This is a genomic window from Rhodococcus sp. 14-2470-1b, from assembly GCF_002259415.1.
In the GTDB taxonomy this organism is placed as follows: Bacteria; Actinomycetota; Actinomycetes; order Mycobacteriales; family Mycobacteriaceae; genus Rhodococcoides.
This window is the reverse complement of sequence record NZ_NPFY01000004.1, coordinates 149,235-165,201: the sequence shown is the minus strand read 5'-3', so window position 1 is coordinate 165,201 and position 15,967 is coordinate 149,235. Positions and strand designations below refer to the sequence as shown.

Here is a 15,967-nt window from a genome sequence, read left to right as displayed (position 1 = left end):
CGGCCGGCCGGCCGAACCACGTGAATCAGCGGGGCTCGGACCGTGACAACACGGTCCGAGCGCACCGCACGACCGTCGCCCGGTCGTGCGTGATGGCGTACTCGAACTCGCGGTCGGGATCGTCCTCGCCTCGGTGCAGGTCCCGGGCCGACAGTACGCAGCAGAAGAACTGCCCGAGCACCACGACGTTCCATTCGTCGACCAGGTCGTCCGAGGCGTCGAGAGACGACCCGACGATGCCGGGCACTGCCAGCTCTCCGAGCCCGATGCCGTAGACGCCGGTGTACGCGGTCCGGCCCGCGAGGGTGCGCCATCTGCGCCTCGTGCGCGCAGTGAAGTGCCGCGAATGCTGAAATGTCCCCAGCACCAGGGTGTCCGGACCTGCGTCGGAGGCCTGTGCCTCGATGTGCATGCTCATCTGCACGAGCAGTTTCTTCGTGCTGACCGTCGTCGTCTGGTCGGTCGACGCGATGACGAACGCGGACGTGTGATCGCTGGACGGGGTGTTCCACGTCGGTGGTGTCACCGCGTCCGGGCGCGCGTCGCCACCGTCGGTACGGAAGAGATCGCCCAGGCCGAACGTGGCTCCGAGCGCCAGTGCTCTGTCCCGGTCTCGATCGGAATCCACGCCCCGTGCCACGACGACAGCTCCGGTGCGCTCGGCCTGCGCAGCAAGGACGTGCAGTGCTCTGGCCGCGGCGACGTCGGTCGCGCTACCGGTCATCTCGGGCGCGAGGATGATGACATCCGGCTCGATCAGCGGAAGCAGGGCAAGTGACTCCGGTCCCGTGCCGACACCGTCGAGCGCGACCGGCCGCGCTTGCGCACGCGCCGATTCGACCGTGCTCAGTACCGATGCCGGATTGCGCGAGAACGCGACGTGGTCGATCACGACTGCGTCGGCGAGAACCCCCGTCGAGCGAGAGGTGGTGTGCCCCGGGTCGAGCTCGACCGGAATCACGTCACCAGGAGCGAACCGAGGGGAACTCACCGGGTACCTGTTGTTCTCGTGTGGGGCGAAAGGATCACGTGTGTGATGCGCTCGCGAGGAGACGAAGATGAGACGGCCATCCGAGCACGTCCAGCGTTCGCCCGACCGCGAGGGGGCAGGAGGTGATCGTCAGCGTCCGGCCCCCAGCGGTGTCGACCGACGCGAGCACGTCGACGCCTGCGCTGCTGAAGAACGTGACACCGGACATGTCCAGCATGACGTGTGGGTTCTGCTCGAGGGCCTCGTTCAGACGACGAGCGAAGGACGGTGCAGTGATCAGATCGATGTCACCGGACACGACCAGCGTCGATGCCGACGCCGAGCTCTGTACCTCGGTCTCCTGGTCGAGCAGAACGTGCGTCATCTGTTCCTCCCGAGTCGATACTTGTTCTCCGCAATCATCGTGACGGACCAAGGTATCCGTAGGGATGCACGAACAATAACGAATTTATAACAAACATCACGATAATGTAACGTCCGTTCTCGAAAATCGTTGTGATCCATTGTGGTGCAAGAGGATTCGATCGAGTCCGTAGTGTCCGTTTCGGGTCACCGGGTCTCGAAACGGTAATGAAACGCGACGATCTGTACGTGTCGGACGAGTCTGCAAGGCTGGGGTACATGACGGAATCGGCCAAGGAAGATCTGCAGAGGTACCTGCAGACAGGACGCGACGCACTGCTCTGGAAACTGGACGGCTTGTCCGAGTACGACATGCGTCGTCCGATGACACCCACCGGCACCAACCTGCTCGGTCTGGTCAAGCATCTCACCGCCGTCGAACTCGGATACTTCGGCTGGACGTTCGACCGGCCCTTCCGTGAAGCGGTGCCGTGGGCAGAGGAGGGCGAGGACCCGCACGCGGACCTGTGGGCCACGGCCGACGAATCCACGGAGTACATCGTCGGGCTGTACCGACAGATCTGGGAACACTCGGACCGCACCATCGCCGAGCTTCCGCTCGACGCCACCGGTGTGGTCCCGCATTGGCCTCGTGAACGGGCCACCGTCACCTTGCACCGCATCGTCGTACACGTCATCGCGGACATGGACCGACATGCAGGGCATGCCGACATCCTTCGAGAGTTGATCGACGGATCGGTCGGCCTCACGCTCGGCAACGAGAACATGCCGTCGGAGGAAGCTGCGTTCTGGGCCGATCACCGCGCACGCGTCGAGGAGCACGCACGTCGGTTCCAATCCTGATCTCGTGCGAGACTGGCTCGCGTGAACGCGGAGCTTCCCGGTGCAGTGATCGACCTCGCGCGCACGGCAACCCGTGTCGCTGTTCTGACGGGCGCAGGAATGTCGGCGGAGTCGGGAATCGCGACGTTCCGTGACGCCCACACCGGACTGTGGTCGCAGTTCGATCCCGCCGATCTCGCCAGCCCCGAGGGCTGGGCGCGCGACAGCGACCTCGTGTGGGGGTGGTACCGCTGGCGGGCCGAACTGGTCCGGCGGTCGGCGCCCAATGCGGGGCACCTGGCCCTGACGGAGTGGCAACGACGCACACATCTCGACATTGCCACGCAGAACGTGGACGACCTGCACGAGCGAGCCGGCTCGCACGTGATCGCTCACGTACACGGAAGTCTGTTCGATCCCCGGTGCTCGGAGTGCGGAGTGCACTCGCAGCCGGAGGCGGACGTGGTCGACGAGGAGATCGAACGCGTCGTACCTCCCGAGTGCCCGTTCTGCGGTGGGCCGATGAGGCCGGGGGCGGTCTGGTTCGGAGAACCGCTCCCTCAGGATCAGTGGACGGCAGCGGTCTCCGCGGTCGAGCACGCGGACCTCGTGCTCGTCGTCGGCACGTCCGGTGTCGTGTTTCCGTTCGCCGGCCTGCCTGCGATGGCTCGCAGCACGGGTGCCGTCGTCGTCGAGATCAATCCGGTGGAAACCGAGATTTCCGACATGGCCGACCACCGCCTACGCACGACGGCGGCACTCGGCCTGCCTGCGTTGGTCGCGGCGCTCTACTGAGCTGCTGGGCTCACTCGAATTCGAGCCGCATCGATCGTGCTGCGAAGTGCAGTAGAAGTACGAAGCCGCCGATGGAGACCACCACGGGAGACCAGACGACAAAGGACATCAAGACCGCCACATCCTTGTAGGCGACGACGTACACGGCGATGAAGGTGGTGGCGGCAACGCACAACAGAATGTGCGCGGCGAGCATCCACTTCTCGAAGAAGAATCCGACGAACATCCCGATCTCGATGAAGAATGCTGTCTTTCCGAGGGTGATCTCCGGCGGAAAGTCGGCAACGATCGTCGCGGAGAAGATGGCGATGTTGGCGATCGTGACGAACGCGAATGCCTGGTTCAGGGTTGGCCACGGGCCGAACAGCCAGAACAGTCCCATCGCATACGCCGTCATCATCGATATCCACTGGACTGCAGAGGGAATGGGTGTCGTGGCGCCGTAGCCGAACACCATTTCCAGCGTGACGACGATTGCCATGGCAAGTGTCGCGAACGCGATCACGACCTTGACGATGCCTTTGACGGCGAGTGATTCCATCGCGTCGACGGCCCACTCGTAGTGCACCTCGGACGACCTCAGCGCACTGGTCATCGTGTTCAACCCCTCCAATCGAAACCGCGAGTCGATTGAAACACATACTTTGCGACCGCAGAGTGGATATTGCCCGCAACAACCAGCGCGATGCCCAGGCTGCGCACGGCTTGTTCATCACCGCCGCGACTCGTGTGACGGGTTCACCGCTCGGGCGGTCGGAAGCAGACTCTGTGGTTACGCAGTTCGCTAGCGAGTAATGTGTGCGGTTGTCCTAACAAAAGGAGATCTCATGCGTTTGGGAGTCGTCGGATACGGCGTCGGAGGACGGTACTTTCATGTGCCGTTCGTGCAGGCAGCGGAGGGGGTCGAACTCGTCGGCATCGTCACGCGTTCTCCCGAACGTGCGGCTCAGGTCGAACTCGATGCGCCGGGCACCCCGGTGTACGGAAGCCTGACCGAGTTGATCGACGCGGGCGTCGACGCCGTGACCATCACGACCCCACCCGAGACGCGTCGGGAGCTGGTTCTCGAGGCCGTCGCGCGTGGTGTGCACGTCGTCGCCGACAAGCCTTTCGCGCCCGACCCCCAGGGCGGTCAGGTCCTCGTGGATGCCGCGGCCGACGCCGGGGTACTGCTCAGTGTCTTCCAGAACAGGCGGTGGGATGCAGACATCCTCACCCTGCGCGGGGTGATCGACAGCGGCAAGCTCGGCCGGATCTGGCGAGTGGAGTCGAGGTTCGATCTCGACGAACCCGCCACGCTCGAACTCGGACCGACCGGTGGATTGCTCCGCGACCTGGGATCGCATCTGGTGGATCAGGCGCTGTGGCTGTTCGGTCCCGCCACCAGCGTGTATGCACGCATGGATTGGGCAGGCGAGGGCGACGACCGAACCGACAGCGCGTTCGTCGTCGATCTCGATCACGTGGGCGGTGTGCATTCGACCTTGTCGGCCACCAAGGTGAACCACTTCCAGGCACGTCAGCTGCGGGTGTACGGCACGGACGGCAGTTACTACTCCGACGGCACCGACGTTCAGGCGCAGGCCGTCTTCGCGGGTCGTCGCCCGATGGATGAGCCGGATACATTCGGGTATGAGCTGGAAAATCGCTGGGGCACACTGCATACGGACGCGGGTGCAGAGAAGGTTCCGTCCGCGCAGGGGAGCTACAAGAACTACTACCGCGACTTCGCCGCTGCTGTACGCGGCGACGGCCCGCAACCGGTCCCTGCGTCCGAGGTCATCCACACCCTCGAGGTGCTCGACGCAGCACGCCGCGCCGCGGAAACAGGTGAGGTCGTCCGGTTGTAGGCTTTTTCTCATGCCTGCACGCTCGGTCGAACTGCGAAAACTCGGATTTCTGACGATCGGATTGTTCGACGAGCACAATCCCGCGCTCGGCCACGAATCGACACTGCAGATCATCGAACTCGGTGAGCAACTGGGATTCGACAGTGCCTGGCTGCGTCACCGCCACCTGCAGTACGGGATCTCGTCCCCGATCGCGATCATGGCTGCGGCGTCGCAGCGCACCAGCAGAATCGAGCTGGGGACGGCGGTGACTCCTCTCGGGTGGGAAAACCCGCTTCGACTGGCCGAGGACCTCGCGACGGTCGACGTGCTCTCCGGCGGTCGTATCAACCCGGGCGTCAGTGTCGGGCCACCCATGCAGTTCGACCGGGTCAAGGACGCGTTGTATCCGGACACCGCCGACGTCGAGGATTTCAGCTACGCGAGAGTGAACCGACTTCTGTCGCTGGTGTCCGGTGAGCCTGCGTCGAATTGGAGTGGCACGGTCGGGATCGAGCAGTACTCCGACCGTGTTCAACCCCATTCACCTGGCCTGCGAGACCGAATGTGGTACGGCGGCGCCAGTCTTCGGTCCGCTCGGTGGGCAGGCGAGACAGGAATGAATCTGCTCGTCAGCAGTGTGGTGAAGGCCGAGGAGTCGGAGAACTTCGACGAGATCCAGCTCTCCCACATCAAGGCGTTCCGCGAGCACCATCCGCAGAAGCACGCGGCGCGTGTGTCTCAAGGACTCGTGGTCATCCCGACCGATTCCGCGTCCGCCGACCAAGCGGAGAAATACCGTGCGTACGCGGAGTCCAGACGGGCACGTACGGCAACTCCGCAGGGGCCTGCCAGGATGATGTTCGCAGCCGACCTGGTCGGAACCTCACGCGAGATCGCCGATCGGTTGTACGACAACGAAGCCTTCCGCGAGGTGGACGAAGTCGCGTTCGCACTGCCGTTCAGCTTCGATCACGCGGATTACGTCCAGATTCTGACCGACATGGCGACCGTCCTCGGTCCCGAACTGGGATGGCGACCGTCACACGAGTGAACCTGACGAGACAGCGTGTGGGATGTCGTGAGCATGGGTAGCCGAATCTCACGCTCTCGGCATTGGAGGAAACACCATGGTTCACGTGGAACGCACATTCACCGTCCGGCGCCCACGCGAGGTCGTCGTCGAGTATCTCCGCGATTTTGCACACGCCGAAGCATGGGACCCGGGCACCCAACGGTGCGTCCGATCGACACCTGGACCGATCGGCGTCGGTACCGAATGGCACAACGAGTCCAAGCTCGCCGGCATCAGTACCGAATTGACGTACCGGCTGGTCGAGGACAGTCACGACGTTGTCGAATTCGAAGGTAAGAACAAGACGGCGACGACAGTGGACCACATCGCGTTCGAGGATGCAGACGATGGCTCCACTCGAATCACCTACGCCGCGACGATCACGTTCAACGGAGTGGCGAAACTGTCGGACCCGGTGTTCAAGTTGATTTTCGAACGTATCGGGGACAAAACCGTCGATGCCATGACACGCACCCTCGAAGGGTTGTGATGACAGACGAGCGAGGCCCGAACCGATCCGGTTCGGGCCTCGCTCGTTCGAGTGGGGGTGAGAATCAATAGAAGGTCTTGCGCCCACCGACTGCGCGGCCGGTGGCACCGAGAATGGTCAGGACTGCACCGACGACGACAAGGATGATGCCGATCGTGGTCAGAATGCTGATCTTGGCGAAAATGCCGATCAGCGCGAGGATGATTCCCAGGACGATCACTGTCTTACCTTCTTTCAAGTTCGGTGCCGCTCGTGCGACAACCGCCGACCTTCGTTCGTTGATCGTCGAACAGACACGGAGTACCCGAATTCTTACCGAATATGCAGGCGTGCGGATGTTTCGAACATGTCACAGGCGACCGTCTCCTGACTCCGCGTTTCACGTGCTGCATCGATCCGAACGCGCGGTCCGTTTTTGTGATCGGTGCCGGTTCGGGGCCGGGAGACGGCAAACGCCCCGACCGAAGTCGAGGCGTGTGCCGTGTGCAGTGCGTTGTCGTCAGCCTGCGTTCGAGGCCGCTTCGGTCTCGCTGGAAGCGCCTGCAGTCGACAGCTGACCACCGGAGTTCTCCAGGTGTGCACGAACGAACCAGTGGAAGAGTTCGAGTTGACCGCTCTGCCCGATCAGCAGATCCTCGGTGACCGGATCGATGTCACCGATCTCCGCGATGGCTTTCCGAGTGTCACCGATGACGCCGACGTAGACCAGATCGAGGGCGCCGAGGTGCTCGATGGCCGTTGCGCGGCCGATCGAGTAGTCGTCCCACGAACGCTCCTTGACGATGGTGCCGGGCGTTCCGAGTGCAGCCGAACCCAGCGTCGCAATACGCTCCGCCACGTCGTCGGCGAATCCGCGTACGGCTTCGACCTGAGGGTCGAGCATCTCGTGCACGGAGATGAAGTTCGGTCCCACGACATTCCAGTGAATGTGCTTGAGAGTGAGATGGAGGTCGTTGTAGGCGTTGAGGCGGTCCTGCAGCAGTGCAGCGACGCGCGCGCCCTGGTCGGTGCTCAATCCGGGAACTGTGTAGGAATTCGAATTGCTCATGAAACGCACGTACCCGGGGTGCTTCGCGTCGAAACACCCCGGGTGCGTATGTGCGGAAGACTACTTCGGTTCCGACCCTCCACCGAGCTCGGAATCGGACTTCAGGTCCGCCGACCGATCCTTGGTCAGGCTCGCCGACGTGCTGTCCGCGGTGCCGGCCGGGTCGTCCGACCCGATGGAATCGGCTGAATCTGCCGACTCCTTCGGCGGGTTCTTCAGGCTCAGGACGATCGAACCTGCGAGGACCACGATGATGACCACCAGGCTCACCATGGACGGGATCTCCGGGATCGACGTGCTGATCACCTTGTGGCTTGCCTGCAGAACCAGCTTGATGCCGATGAATCCGAGGATGATCGCGAGACCCTTGGACAGGTAGTGGAACTTCTCCAGCAGACCCGAGAGCAGGAAGTACAGGGCGCGCAGGCCGAGGATCGCAAATGCGTTGGACGAGTACACGATGAACGGGTCGTCACTGACCGCGAGGACAGCGGGCACACTGTCGACGGCGAACACGAGGTCGGCCGCCTCGATGGCGACGACGACGGCCAGCAACGGAGTGGCAACGCGCTTGCCGGCTTCCTTGACGAAGAACTTCGTACCGTCGTACTCGTCGCGAACCGGGATGACCTTACGCAGCAACCTCACTGCGATGGACTGGCTCGGATCGTACGAGTCCTCCTCGTCCTTCATCAGCTTCCATGCGCTGTAGAGCAGGATGGCGGCGAAGACGAACAGAACGACGGTGAACTTGCTGACGATCGCGACACCTGCGGCAAGGAAGATACCGCGGAACACCAGGGCGCCGATGACGCCGAAGAAGAGAACGCGGTGCTGGTACTCACGGGGGACCTTGAAGTATCCGAAGATCAGCGCGAAGACGAAGAGGTTGTCCACCGACAAACTCTTCTCCAACAACCAGGCCGTTGTGTACTCGACGCCTGCCGTTGTACCGAGAGTGGCGAACACGACGCCACCGAAAACGAGAGCAACACCGACCCAGAGCGCACTCCACCAGGCTGCTTCACGGAAGCCGATGATGTGTGCGCCGCGATGGGCAAGTAGGTCGATGGCCAAGAGAATGACGACAACGGCTGCGAAAGCCGCCCACGCCCATACGGGGACGTTCATCGGCGAGTGTCCTTACTGGTGAATCGAGATCCGAGGCGCTTCAGCTTGGCCTGGTTCTCGGGTTTGGTGGCGAAAGCGCGCCCTTGCGCAATCAGCTTCTTACCCTGAGGGCTACGGGCGAACACCTGCAGTTTCTGAATCAGTGATGCCATGAAACGGTGCTCCTTTTCGATAGAAGGTTCTCGGCGGCCGCCAGCGACCGCGACTCTTCAAGTGTGCCTGTATCGATTGCGGCAGTCATCGTCGGAAGACGGACATGTTTGACCGATTTCTATTGCCGTATCCCGGCAACAAGAAGGGGTGACTCAGAAGAAACGTGACCCTGAGCTCAGCTGCCGGTCGGCCACCCGAGCAATCTGGCGCCGTAGACGGCCGTCTGCAGGGTGAATCGTTCGGCCGGATCGCCCACGTCGTGGCCGGTCAGTTCGGCCACTCGGGCCAGACGATAGGTGACGGCGCGAACGGACAAATGCATCGCTCGGGCCGTCGAGGCAGAATTTCCACCTGTTCCGAAGAACGCGAACAACGTATCGAGCAAGGGGCCTGCACCACCGCGTGCACTCAGCAACGGAGTCAGAACCGTGTGCACCAGATCGGTGATCGCGGCTTTGTCGTCGAGCAGAACCCGGTACACCAGCAGGTCCCGCGCATCCACCACCACAGTGCCCAGGCCCAGCTTCGCGCCGAGGTCGAGCGAATCGACGGCCTCACGATACGACGACACGACACCGGCCACGCTGGGTCCCGTCCGCCCCACCCCGATCCGCCGGGTCCACGTCCCCGACACATCGACCCTCTCGGTGGCCTCGCGAACACGGTCGACGACGTATTCCACCGCCGCGTGATCCGGGGCTGCGAACACCACGACGAGGCGCCCTTCCTTGCTCGCGACGAGAACCTCCGAGTCTGCTTTGCTACCTTCCACCGCGCGTTCCACTTCGGTGATGACCCGGCCTCCGTCGGTGAACGGTGTACTGGCCGCGACGACCACGACCGCATGAGGCCCGGTCAGATCCAACCCGAAGGTCTCCGCCCGGCCCATTACTCCCGCGATGTCCGCGCTACCGGACAGCAGATCGTCGACGAATTCACGCCGCGCCGACTCCTCCGCACGCATCAGCACTCGCCTGGCGAGTTGGAACCCTTCGGCGAGCTCGGCCACCGCGTCGTCGACGGCGTGCAGCATCACCTCACCAGCCGTCACGACGGCCTGCGGGTCTCGGTCGGCGTCGACGATCGCAGGGAGTTCCCGCCACAATCGCCAGGCGGAGGACAGGTACAAATCGAGTAGGGCCCGAAGGGCGACGCCCTGCCGCGCCGCCGTGTCCCCGTGTGTTCGCAGTGTCCGCAGTTGTCGACGGGACAACGTGCGGCCCTCGGACACGGCAGAGGTCAGGACCTCCAGAAAATCTCCGAGCAACTCCGTGGACAGCCCGCCGGCGTCCTCGGCCGCGAGGTCGGCGACGCTGCGTCGTCGGTCTTCGCTCGTCGGGATCGCGCGATCGTGTGCCACCCTGTCATCGTATTGGTCGAGGTGGCACCGCAGCCCGCACCGACTGTCCGGGTGATCCGATCACGCGTTCGACGCGAGGACCGACAACAGCTCGTACGCGACGTGGGCTGCGGCGATTCCGGTGATCTCGGCGTGGTCGTATGCGGGTGCCACCTCGACGATGTCCGCACCGACCACGTCTATCCCGACCAGTCCACGCAGGGTGTTCAGCAACTCGCGCGACGTGAGCCCGCCCGCCTCCGGGGTACCGGTCCCCGGCGCGTGGGCGGGATCGAGCACGTCGATGTCCACGGACACGTAGACCGGGCCGGTGTCCAGCCGAGCGCGCATCCGTTCGACGATGCTCGCGACGCCGTCGGTTTCGTAGTCGTCGGATCGGATGACCTGAAATCCGAGGACTCGGTCGTTCTCCAGATCCTGTTCGCTGTAGAGCGGCCCACGGATCCCGATGTGTTGTGAGCGTTCGAGATCGATCAGGCCCTCCTCGCTCGCTCTACGGAACGGGGTCCCGTGCGTGAACGGCGCTCCGAAGTACGTGTCCCACGTGTCGAGATGTGCGTCGAAATGCAGCACGGCGACCGGGCCGTGATCGCGCGCGAGCGAACGCAGGATCGGTAGCGCAATCGTGTGGTCCCCGCCGATCGTCAGCACCGACGAACCGTCCTGACGCAGCCCGGTCACTGCGGACTCGACGGTGGCCAGCGCCTCGGCGATGTCGAACGGATTGACCCCGATGTCACCGAAATCGGCGACCTGACGATCTGCGAACGGGGAGACATTCAAGGCAGGGTTGTAGGGACGAAGCAACTTCGACGACGCTCGAATGTGACCGGGACCGAACCGAGCGCCCGGCCGATAACTGACCCCGGAATCGAACGGCACACCGAGAATCGTGACGTCGGCGCGCGACACCTCGTCGAGCCGCGGTAACCGGGCGAACGTCGTCGGCTCGGCATACCGGGGTACCGCGGTTGCATCGACCGGACCGATGGGACCGACAGGTGGTCGTTCGGGGCTCATGATGCTGACGATGCCAGACTTCGGATCGTCCCACCGGATGTTTCCCGGGGGGCGCCGGACTTCCGTACGCTCTCGGACAAGAAGACAGCAGCTCGGGGAGGAGAATTCATGAGCAAGCCCGCCCTGCGCGCCTCGCTCTACCAGGGCCCCGAGTTCTCGGGTGACGTCGAAGCGAACCTCGCTGCCCTCGGCCGGGCAGCGGCCGACGCGTCGCGTGCGGGGGCCGACATCCTCGTCACGCCCGAGATGTCGGTCAGCGGTTACGACATCGGCGAGCTCGTCGCGGCCCGCGCCGAACCTGCCGACGGCCCGATCTTCGACGTCGTCGCCCGCATCGCGTCCGAGACAGGCGTGGCCGTCGTCTACGGATATCCCGAACGAGACGGATCTGTCGTGTACAACTCCGTTCAAGTGGTCGGCGCCGACGGTTTTCCCGTGGCGCGCTACCGCAAGACCCATCTCTTCGGGGACCTGGACCGCGGCCACTTCGTCCCCGGCGATCGACTCGTCGCGCAGTTCGACCTGGGCGGGGTGAGGTGCGGCCTACTGATCTGCTACGACGTCGAGTTCCCGGAAGCCGTTCGAGCACATGCCGATTCCGGCACCGAATTCCTGATCGTGCCGACTGGGCTCATGACGCCGTTCGACGTCGTCGCCACCCACGTCGTCCCCGCGCGGGCGTACGAGAGTCAGATGTTCCTGGCCTACGTGAACCGGTGCGGCCGTGAAAGCGAGCTGCAGTACTGCGGTCTGACGTGTGCCATCGCTCCCGATGGCACCGAACTCGCCCGCGCGGGCCGCGGCGAGGAATCCCTCGCCGTCGACATCGACACGGTGATGCTCGCCCGGTCCCGGTCGATCAACACTCATCTCGCGGACCGTCGACCGGACCTGTATCTACATGCCAGAAAGGGAATTTCATGACTACGCCGGTGACGCCGGACAGTACGTCCGCCGACTCGGCCGAGCGTCCGCTGACGATGTTCGGACCCGACTTTCCCTTCGCCTACGACGACTACGTCGCGCATGCGGACGGGCTGGGAGAGGTGCCCGCGTCGGCGCTCGGCAGCGAGGTCGCCGTCATCGGCGGGGGACTGGCCGGAATGGTGGCGGCGTACGAGCTCACGAAGCTGGGTTTGAAACCGGTTGTCTACGAATCGGATCGAATCGGCGGACGGATGCGGTCCATCCCGTTCGACGGCCATCCCGGGGTGGTGGCCGAGATGGGCGCCATGAGATTCCCGCCGTCGTCGACGACGCTGTTCCACTACCTCGACGTACTCGGACTGCAAACCGAGCCGTTTCCCAACCCGCTCGCCGAGGCGACGCCGAGTACGGTCATCGACCTCAAGGGCACCAGTCACTACGCGCAGAGCCTCGACGATCTACCCGATGTCTTCGGCGAGGTGGCCCGGGCATGGCAACGCACGCTCGAGGACCACGCGGATCTCGTTCCGTTGCAACGGGCGATCCGAGCTCGCGACACCGGTGAGATAAAGACGTTGTGGAACGAGTTGGTGCAGCGTTTCGACGACCGGACGTTCTATGGATTCCTCGCCTCGTCCGAACATTTCAAGTCCTTCGAATTGCGAGAAGTGTTCGGGCAAGTCGGCTTCGGGACGGGTGGGTGGGACACCGACTACCCCAATTCGATTCTCGAGATACTGAGAGTCGTGGTCACCGCGGCCGACGATCACCACCGAGGCATCGTCGGTGGATCGCAACAACTCCCGGAGGGTCTGTGGCGCGCGTCGACGACGTCCGATCACTGGCCGGAGGGAACGTCGGTGGAGTCGCTCAACGACGGCAGCACCGCACCTCGCGTGGTGCGGTTACGTCGCGCGGAATCCGGAATAGTCGTCGGAGACGCGGACGGCGGCGAGCGCACCTACCCTGCGGCCATCGTGACCGCACAGAGCTGGATGTTGCTCTCCACCATCGAATGCGACGACGACCTGCTACCGATCGACCACTGGACCGCGATCGAACGCACCCATTACATGGGGTCGACCAAGGTGTTCGTGCTCGTCGACCGACCCTTCTGGAAAGACAAGGACCCGAACACCGGGCGCGACGTCGTCAGCATGACGCTGACCGACCGGATGAGCCGAGGTACGTACCTGCTCGATCAAGGAGAGGGAAAACCCGGTCTGATCTGCCTGTCCTACACCTGGTCCGACGATTCCCTCAAGCTACTGGCGCTCGGCCCGACCGAGCGGATGAACCTCGTGCTCCGATCGCTGGAAGGGATCTATCCGGGCGTCGACTTCCGCTCCCACATCGTCGGCGAACCGGTAACCGTGTCGTGGGAAACCGAACGCGACTTCCTGGGTGCGTTCAAAGCGAACCTCCCCGGTCACTACCGATACCAGGAGCGACTGTTCAGCCATTTCGTGCAGGATTCCTTCGACGATCGCCATCGCGGACTGTTCCTCGCCGGCGACGACATCTCGTGGACGGCGGGCTGGGCGGAAGGCGCGATCCAGACGGCCCTCAACGCAGTGTGGGGCGTCGTGCACCATCTCGGCGGATCTTCCCGGGCCACCAACCCCGGTCCGGGCGACGTCTTCGAGCAGCTTGCCCCTCTACGGCTCGGTGACCACTGAGGTTGCGGGGTTCGTCGCTACCTGACGGTGCCCGCGATGAGCTACGGTCGAGGTCGGTCGGCGTCGCGTCGGGGGCGGCGCCGGTTCCGACTGTCCGGGGCCTCGGCGTCCCGGCTGCGAGCGCCTGCAGCGGGTTCGAGCCCGGATGCCCGCTCGAGCAGCGGCTTGGTCCGGTAGGGGATGAGCTCGCTCATCGCGATCGACATGTTGGTTCGTTCCACGCCCGGGATCTTCAGGATCAAGCCCGCCACCCGGTACAGGTCGTCGGCGTCGATTGCCGCGATTCGGATGTGCATGTCGGAGGCACCGGAGAGCCCGAACACCTCGAGCACCTCCGGAATGGTTCCCAGATGGTCGGTGACCTCTGCGAGTCGATGCTGATCCACCCTCGTGGTGACGAAGGCCTGCAGGGCGTAGCCGAGACTGCGCGGACGAACTCGATGGTCGATGGGCGTCAAGGCCTCCTTGTCCTCCCACCGCGTGAGTCGAGCTTGAACAGTGTTGCGGGAAAGACCGAGATCTCCGGCGAGTTCGACGCCGGTGGCACGCGGTTTCGCGCACAGGGCGAGCAGAAGGCGGGCGTCGGTGCGGTCGAAATCGGTCATGTGTTTCACGGTAGTGGCGACGACCGTTCCGTGCGTGCGACGGCGCCCCGGCAGGCCGCGGATTCTCGCCTCATGGTTAGTGTGCGTTCATGGCCAGTATCGAGTCGACCGATCAGTTCCGACTGTCGGGAGCGTGGAACTTTCGCGATGTCGGGGGCGCTCGGACAGCCGACGGTCGTGAGGTCATGCGAGGCCGGTTGTTTCGGTCCTCGGAGCTGAGTCGGCTCGATGCCGAGGGTGCGGAAACGCTCGTCCGTACCGGAGTGCGCCACGTGGTCGATCTTCGTGGGCAGTCCGAGATCGATCGCGCCGGTCGTGATCGCGTGCCGTCCTCGGTCCAGGTGCACAGCACTCCGTACGAGAACCACAAGGGCGAACGAGCGCCGCACGAACTCGGCACAGTCGTCGACGCCGAAGCACAGTTGCAGTACATGATGCGCGCATACACCTCGTTTCCCTCGCTCGCCGGGGCAAAGGTAGCCATTCGTCGCGTCGTCGACGCTGTCTCGGACGGCACCGGTGAGGGCGTTCTCGTGCATTGCGCTGCGGGCAAGGATCGCGCGGGATGGACGATAGCGACGGTCCTGCGCGCAGCCGGGGTGCTCGAGCAGGACATCCTGGCCGATTACATGGCCAGCAATGCGGCAATCGCTCCGCTGCGTGCGCACCTGTCCGACATCTGGTCGGATGGTGACGGGAAGGGGGGCGAGAGCACGAGCGGTGATAGACCGGTGTATCTGTCCGACGCCGTTCTCGGTGTCACCGAGGAGTACTACCGACACGGGCTGAGCGTCGTCGACGAGCTCTACGGGTCGTTCGACGGATACTTGAACGAGCTCGGCATAGGTCTCGACCAGGTCGAACGATTGAAATCTGCGCTGCTCGTCCCGACGGACTGAACCGAGCACGTACCCTGTCCAGCATGCGTACCGGACAAACGGCGCCGGATTTTCGGCTACCGGATCACGAGGGGAATGTGCGGTCCCTCGGTGAGTTGCTGGCCAGGGGCCCTGTAGTGCTGTTCTTCTATCCCGCGGCGTCCAGTCCGGTCTGCACGGCCGAAGCGTGCCACTTCCGGGATCTGGGCCGGTCGTTCGAGGCGCTGGGGGCGCAACGGGTCGGGATCAGCACCGACACCACCGACAAACAGTCGCACTTCGCGTTGCAGCGCTCCTTCGACTATCCGCTCCTTGCCGACTCGGACGCCTCGGTAGCAGGCCAGTTCGGCGTCAGGCGTGGCGGGTGGCTGACGCGCCGCAGACGCCGACAAGAAATTTCCAACCGATCATCCCATGCGGTGAAGCGTGGGTTTCTCCGTCAGCTCCTGTCGGTGAAACGAACGACCTTCGTCATCGATCGCGACAGGGTGGTGCGGTTGGTGGTGACGAGCGAGCGTGCGCACGTGCACGCCGACAAGGCGCTGGATTACCTACGCTATCTGGCCTGACCCGGCTTCTCCGCTGAACAGCGGCGTGTACACGGCGGGCTTGCTGTTCTCGGACGTGGATTCGGCGGCAGTCTTGTCAGCGTGGCTGAAAAGAGCCTCGATCTTGGTATTCGGTTCCATCTTATGAAGCATGCCCCCGTTCGAGGGAAAACGCCACCTGGACGCGCTGAGCAGCACACGAGAAAAATATTGACCGACAACGTTTTTGGAAAGCGACGTTGCGGGGTGGGAG

General features: G+C 63.8%; 19 protein-coding genes. 9 read left to right on the top strand and 10 right to left on the bottom strand.

The genetic code is table 11. The features are described 5' to 3' along the window. Positions 1-25: 25 nt before the first annotated feature. Both CH293_RS02090 and CH293_RS02085 read right to left on the bottom strand, forming a co-directional pair. Positions 26-991 (bottom strand): DICT sensory domain-containing protein, encoded by a 966-nt coding sequence (locus CH293_RS02090; protein ID WP_255122664.1) that lies wholly within the window; start codon positions 989-991, stop codon positions 26-28. Between the two features lie 34 nt (positions 992-1,025). Continuing rightward, positions 1,026-1,355: an STAS domain-containing protein gene (locus CH293_RS02085; RefSeq protein ID WP_094719197.1), complete on the bottom strand. Its 330-nt coding sequence runs from the start codon at positions 1,353-1,355 to the stop codon at positions 1,026-1,028. 257 nt (positions 1,356-1,612) lie between these two features. On the opposite strand from CH293_RS02085, the gene CH293_RS02080 reads away from it, so the two are divergent. Both CH293_RS02080 and CH293_RS02075 read left to right on the top strand, forming a co-directional pair. Continuing rightward, complete coding sequence (locus CH293_RS02080) at positions 1,613-2,197, top strand: DinB family protein (RefSeq protein WP_094719327.1); 585 nt, start codon at positions 1,613-1,615, stop codon at positions 2,195-2,197. A gap of 21 nt (positions 2,198-2,218) precedes the next feature. Beyond that, positions 2,219-2,971, top strand: a complete 753-nt coding sequence (locus CH293_RS02075; protein ID WP_094719196.1) for an NAD-dependent deacylase — start codon at positions 2,219-2,221, stop codon at positions 2,969-2,971. A 10-nt stretch (positions 2,972-2,981) separates the two neighbouring features. Here CH293_RS02075 and CH293_RS02070 read toward each other — a convergent pair whose 3' ends face one another. Then, positions 2,982-3,566, bottom strand: coding sequence for a giguanylate cyclase (locus tag CH293_RS02070; RefSeq protein WP_094719195.1), 585 nt, complete (start codon positions 3,564-3,566; stop codon positions 2,982-2,984). 232 nt (positions 3,567-3,798) lie between these two features. On the opposite strand from CH293_RS02070, the gene CH293_RS02065 reads away from it, so the two are divergent. The 3 genes from CH293_RS02065 to CH293_RS02055 all read left to right on the top strand — a co-directional run bounded on the left by CH293_RS02065 (position 3,799) and on the right by CH293_RS02055 (position 6,365). Further along, the gene (locus CH293_RS02065) at positions 3,799-4,821 is read left to right on the top strand and encodes a Gfo/Idh/MocA family protein (protein ID WP_094719194.1); all 1,023 of its coding nucleotides are present in this window, start codon (positions 3,799-3,801) and stop codon (positions 4,819-4,821) included. A gap of 10 nt (positions 4,822-4,831) precedes the next feature. Further along, positions 4,832-5,854 carry an LLM class flavin-dependent oxidoreductase gene (locus CH293_RS02060; RefSeq protein WP_094719193.1) on the top strand — a complete coding sequence of 341 codons (1,023 nt, stop codon included), beginning with the start codon at positions 4,832-4,834 and terminating at the stop codon, positions 5,852-5,854. A gap of 76 nt (positions 5,855-5,930) precedes the next feature. Continuing rightward, the gene (locus CH293_RS02055) at positions 5,931-6,365 is read left to right on the top strand and encodes an SRPBCC family protein (RefSeq protein WP_176459873.1); all 435 of its coding nucleotides are present in this window, start codon (positions 5,931-5,933) and stop codon (positions 6,363-6,365) included. A 64-nt stretch (positions 6,366-6,429) separates the two neighbouring features. Here the strand turns inward: CH293_RS02055 and CH293_RS28075 are convergent, their stop codons facing one another. From CH293_RS28075 to speB, 6 genes are all read right to left on the bottom strand, one after another. Next, complete coding sequence (locus tag CH293_RS28075) at positions 6,430-6,585, bottom strand: DUF6131 family protein (protein ID WP_094653298.1); 156 nt, start codon at positions 6,583-6,585, stop codon at positions 6,430-6,432. 279 nt (positions 6,586-6,864) lie between these two features. Next, positions 6,865-7,413: a Dps family protein gene (locus CH293_RS02045; protein ID WP_037113559.1), complete on the bottom strand. Its 549-nt coding sequence runs from the start codon at positions 7,411-7,413 to the stop codon at positions 6,865-6,867. Positions 7,414-7,473: 60 nt separating this feature from the next. Further along, complete coding sequence (locus CH293_RS02040) at positions 7,474-8,544, bottom strand: TerC family protein (protein WP_094719191.1); 1,071 nt, start codon at positions 8,542-8,544, stop codon at positions 7,474-7,476. Further along, positions 8,541-8,696 carry a hypothetical protein gene (locus CH293_RS28070; protein ID WP_170945134.1) on the bottom strand — a complete coding sequence of 52 codons (156 nt, stop codon included), beginning with the start codon at positions 8,694-8,696 and terminating at the stop codon, positions 8,541-8,543. Before CH293_RS28070 ends, CH293_RS02040 begins: the two co-directional genes overlap by 4 nt. Positions 8,697-8,872: 176 nt before the next feature. Continuing rightward, the gene (locus CH293_RS02035; RefSeq protein WP_037113556.1) at positions 8,873-10,057 is read right to left on the bottom strand and encodes a CdaR family transcriptional regulator; all 1,185 of its coding nucleotides are present in this window, start codon (positions 10,055-10,057) and stop codon (positions 8,873-8,875) included. Between the two features lie 60 nt (positions 10,058-10,117). Beyond that, on the bottom strand, positions 10,118-11,077 hold the full coding sequence (gene speB / locus CH293_RS02030; RefSeq protein WP_037113554.1) for an agmatinase: 960 nt from the start codon (positions 11,075-11,077) through the stop codon (positions 10,118-10,120). A 108-nt stretch (positions 11,078-11,185) separates the two neighbouring features. On the opposite strand from speB, the gene CH293_RS02025 reads away from it, so the two are divergent. Then, positions 11,186-12,001, top strand: a complete 816-nt coding sequence (locus tag CH293_RS02025) for a carbon-nitrogen hydrolase family protein (protein WP_037113553.1) — start codon at positions 11,186-11,188, stop codon at positions 11,999-12,001. Beyond that, a complete protein-coding gene (locus CH293_RS02020) occupies positions 11,998-13,683 on the top strand; it encodes an NAD(P)/FAD-dependent oxidoreductase (protein WP_094719190.1) in 1,686 nt (561 codons plus the stop codon). The genes CH293_RS02025 and CH293_RS02020 overlap by 4 nt, the downstream gene beginning before the upstream one ends. A gap of 41 nt (positions 13,684-13,724) precedes the next feature. Here the strand turns inward: CH293_RS02020 and CH293_RS02015 are convergent, their stop codons facing one another. Beyond that, a complete protein-coding gene (locus tag CH293_RS02015; protein ID WP_037113550.1) occupies positions 13,725-14,288 on the bottom strand; it encodes an Lrp/AsnC family transcriptional regulator in 564 nt (187 codons plus the stop codon). 89 nt (positions 14,289-14,377) lie between these two features. On the opposite strand from CH293_RS02015, the gene CH293_RS02010 reads away from it, so the two are divergent. Continuing rightward, positions 14,378-15,187 (top strand): tyrosine-protein phosphatase, encoded by an 810-nt coding sequence (locus CH293_RS02010; RefSeq protein ID WP_094719189.1) that lies wholly within the window; start codon positions 14,378-14,380, stop codon positions 15,185-15,187. Between the two features lie 23 nt (positions 15,188-15,210). Beyond that, positions 15,211-15,735 carry a peroxiredoxin gene (locus tag CH293_RS02005; RefSeq protein WP_037113547.1) on the top strand — a complete coding sequence of 175 codons (525 nt, stop codon included), beginning with the start codon at positions 15,211-15,213 and terminating at the stop codon, positions 15,733-15,735. Positions 15,736-15,967 lie beyond the last annotated feature (232 nt).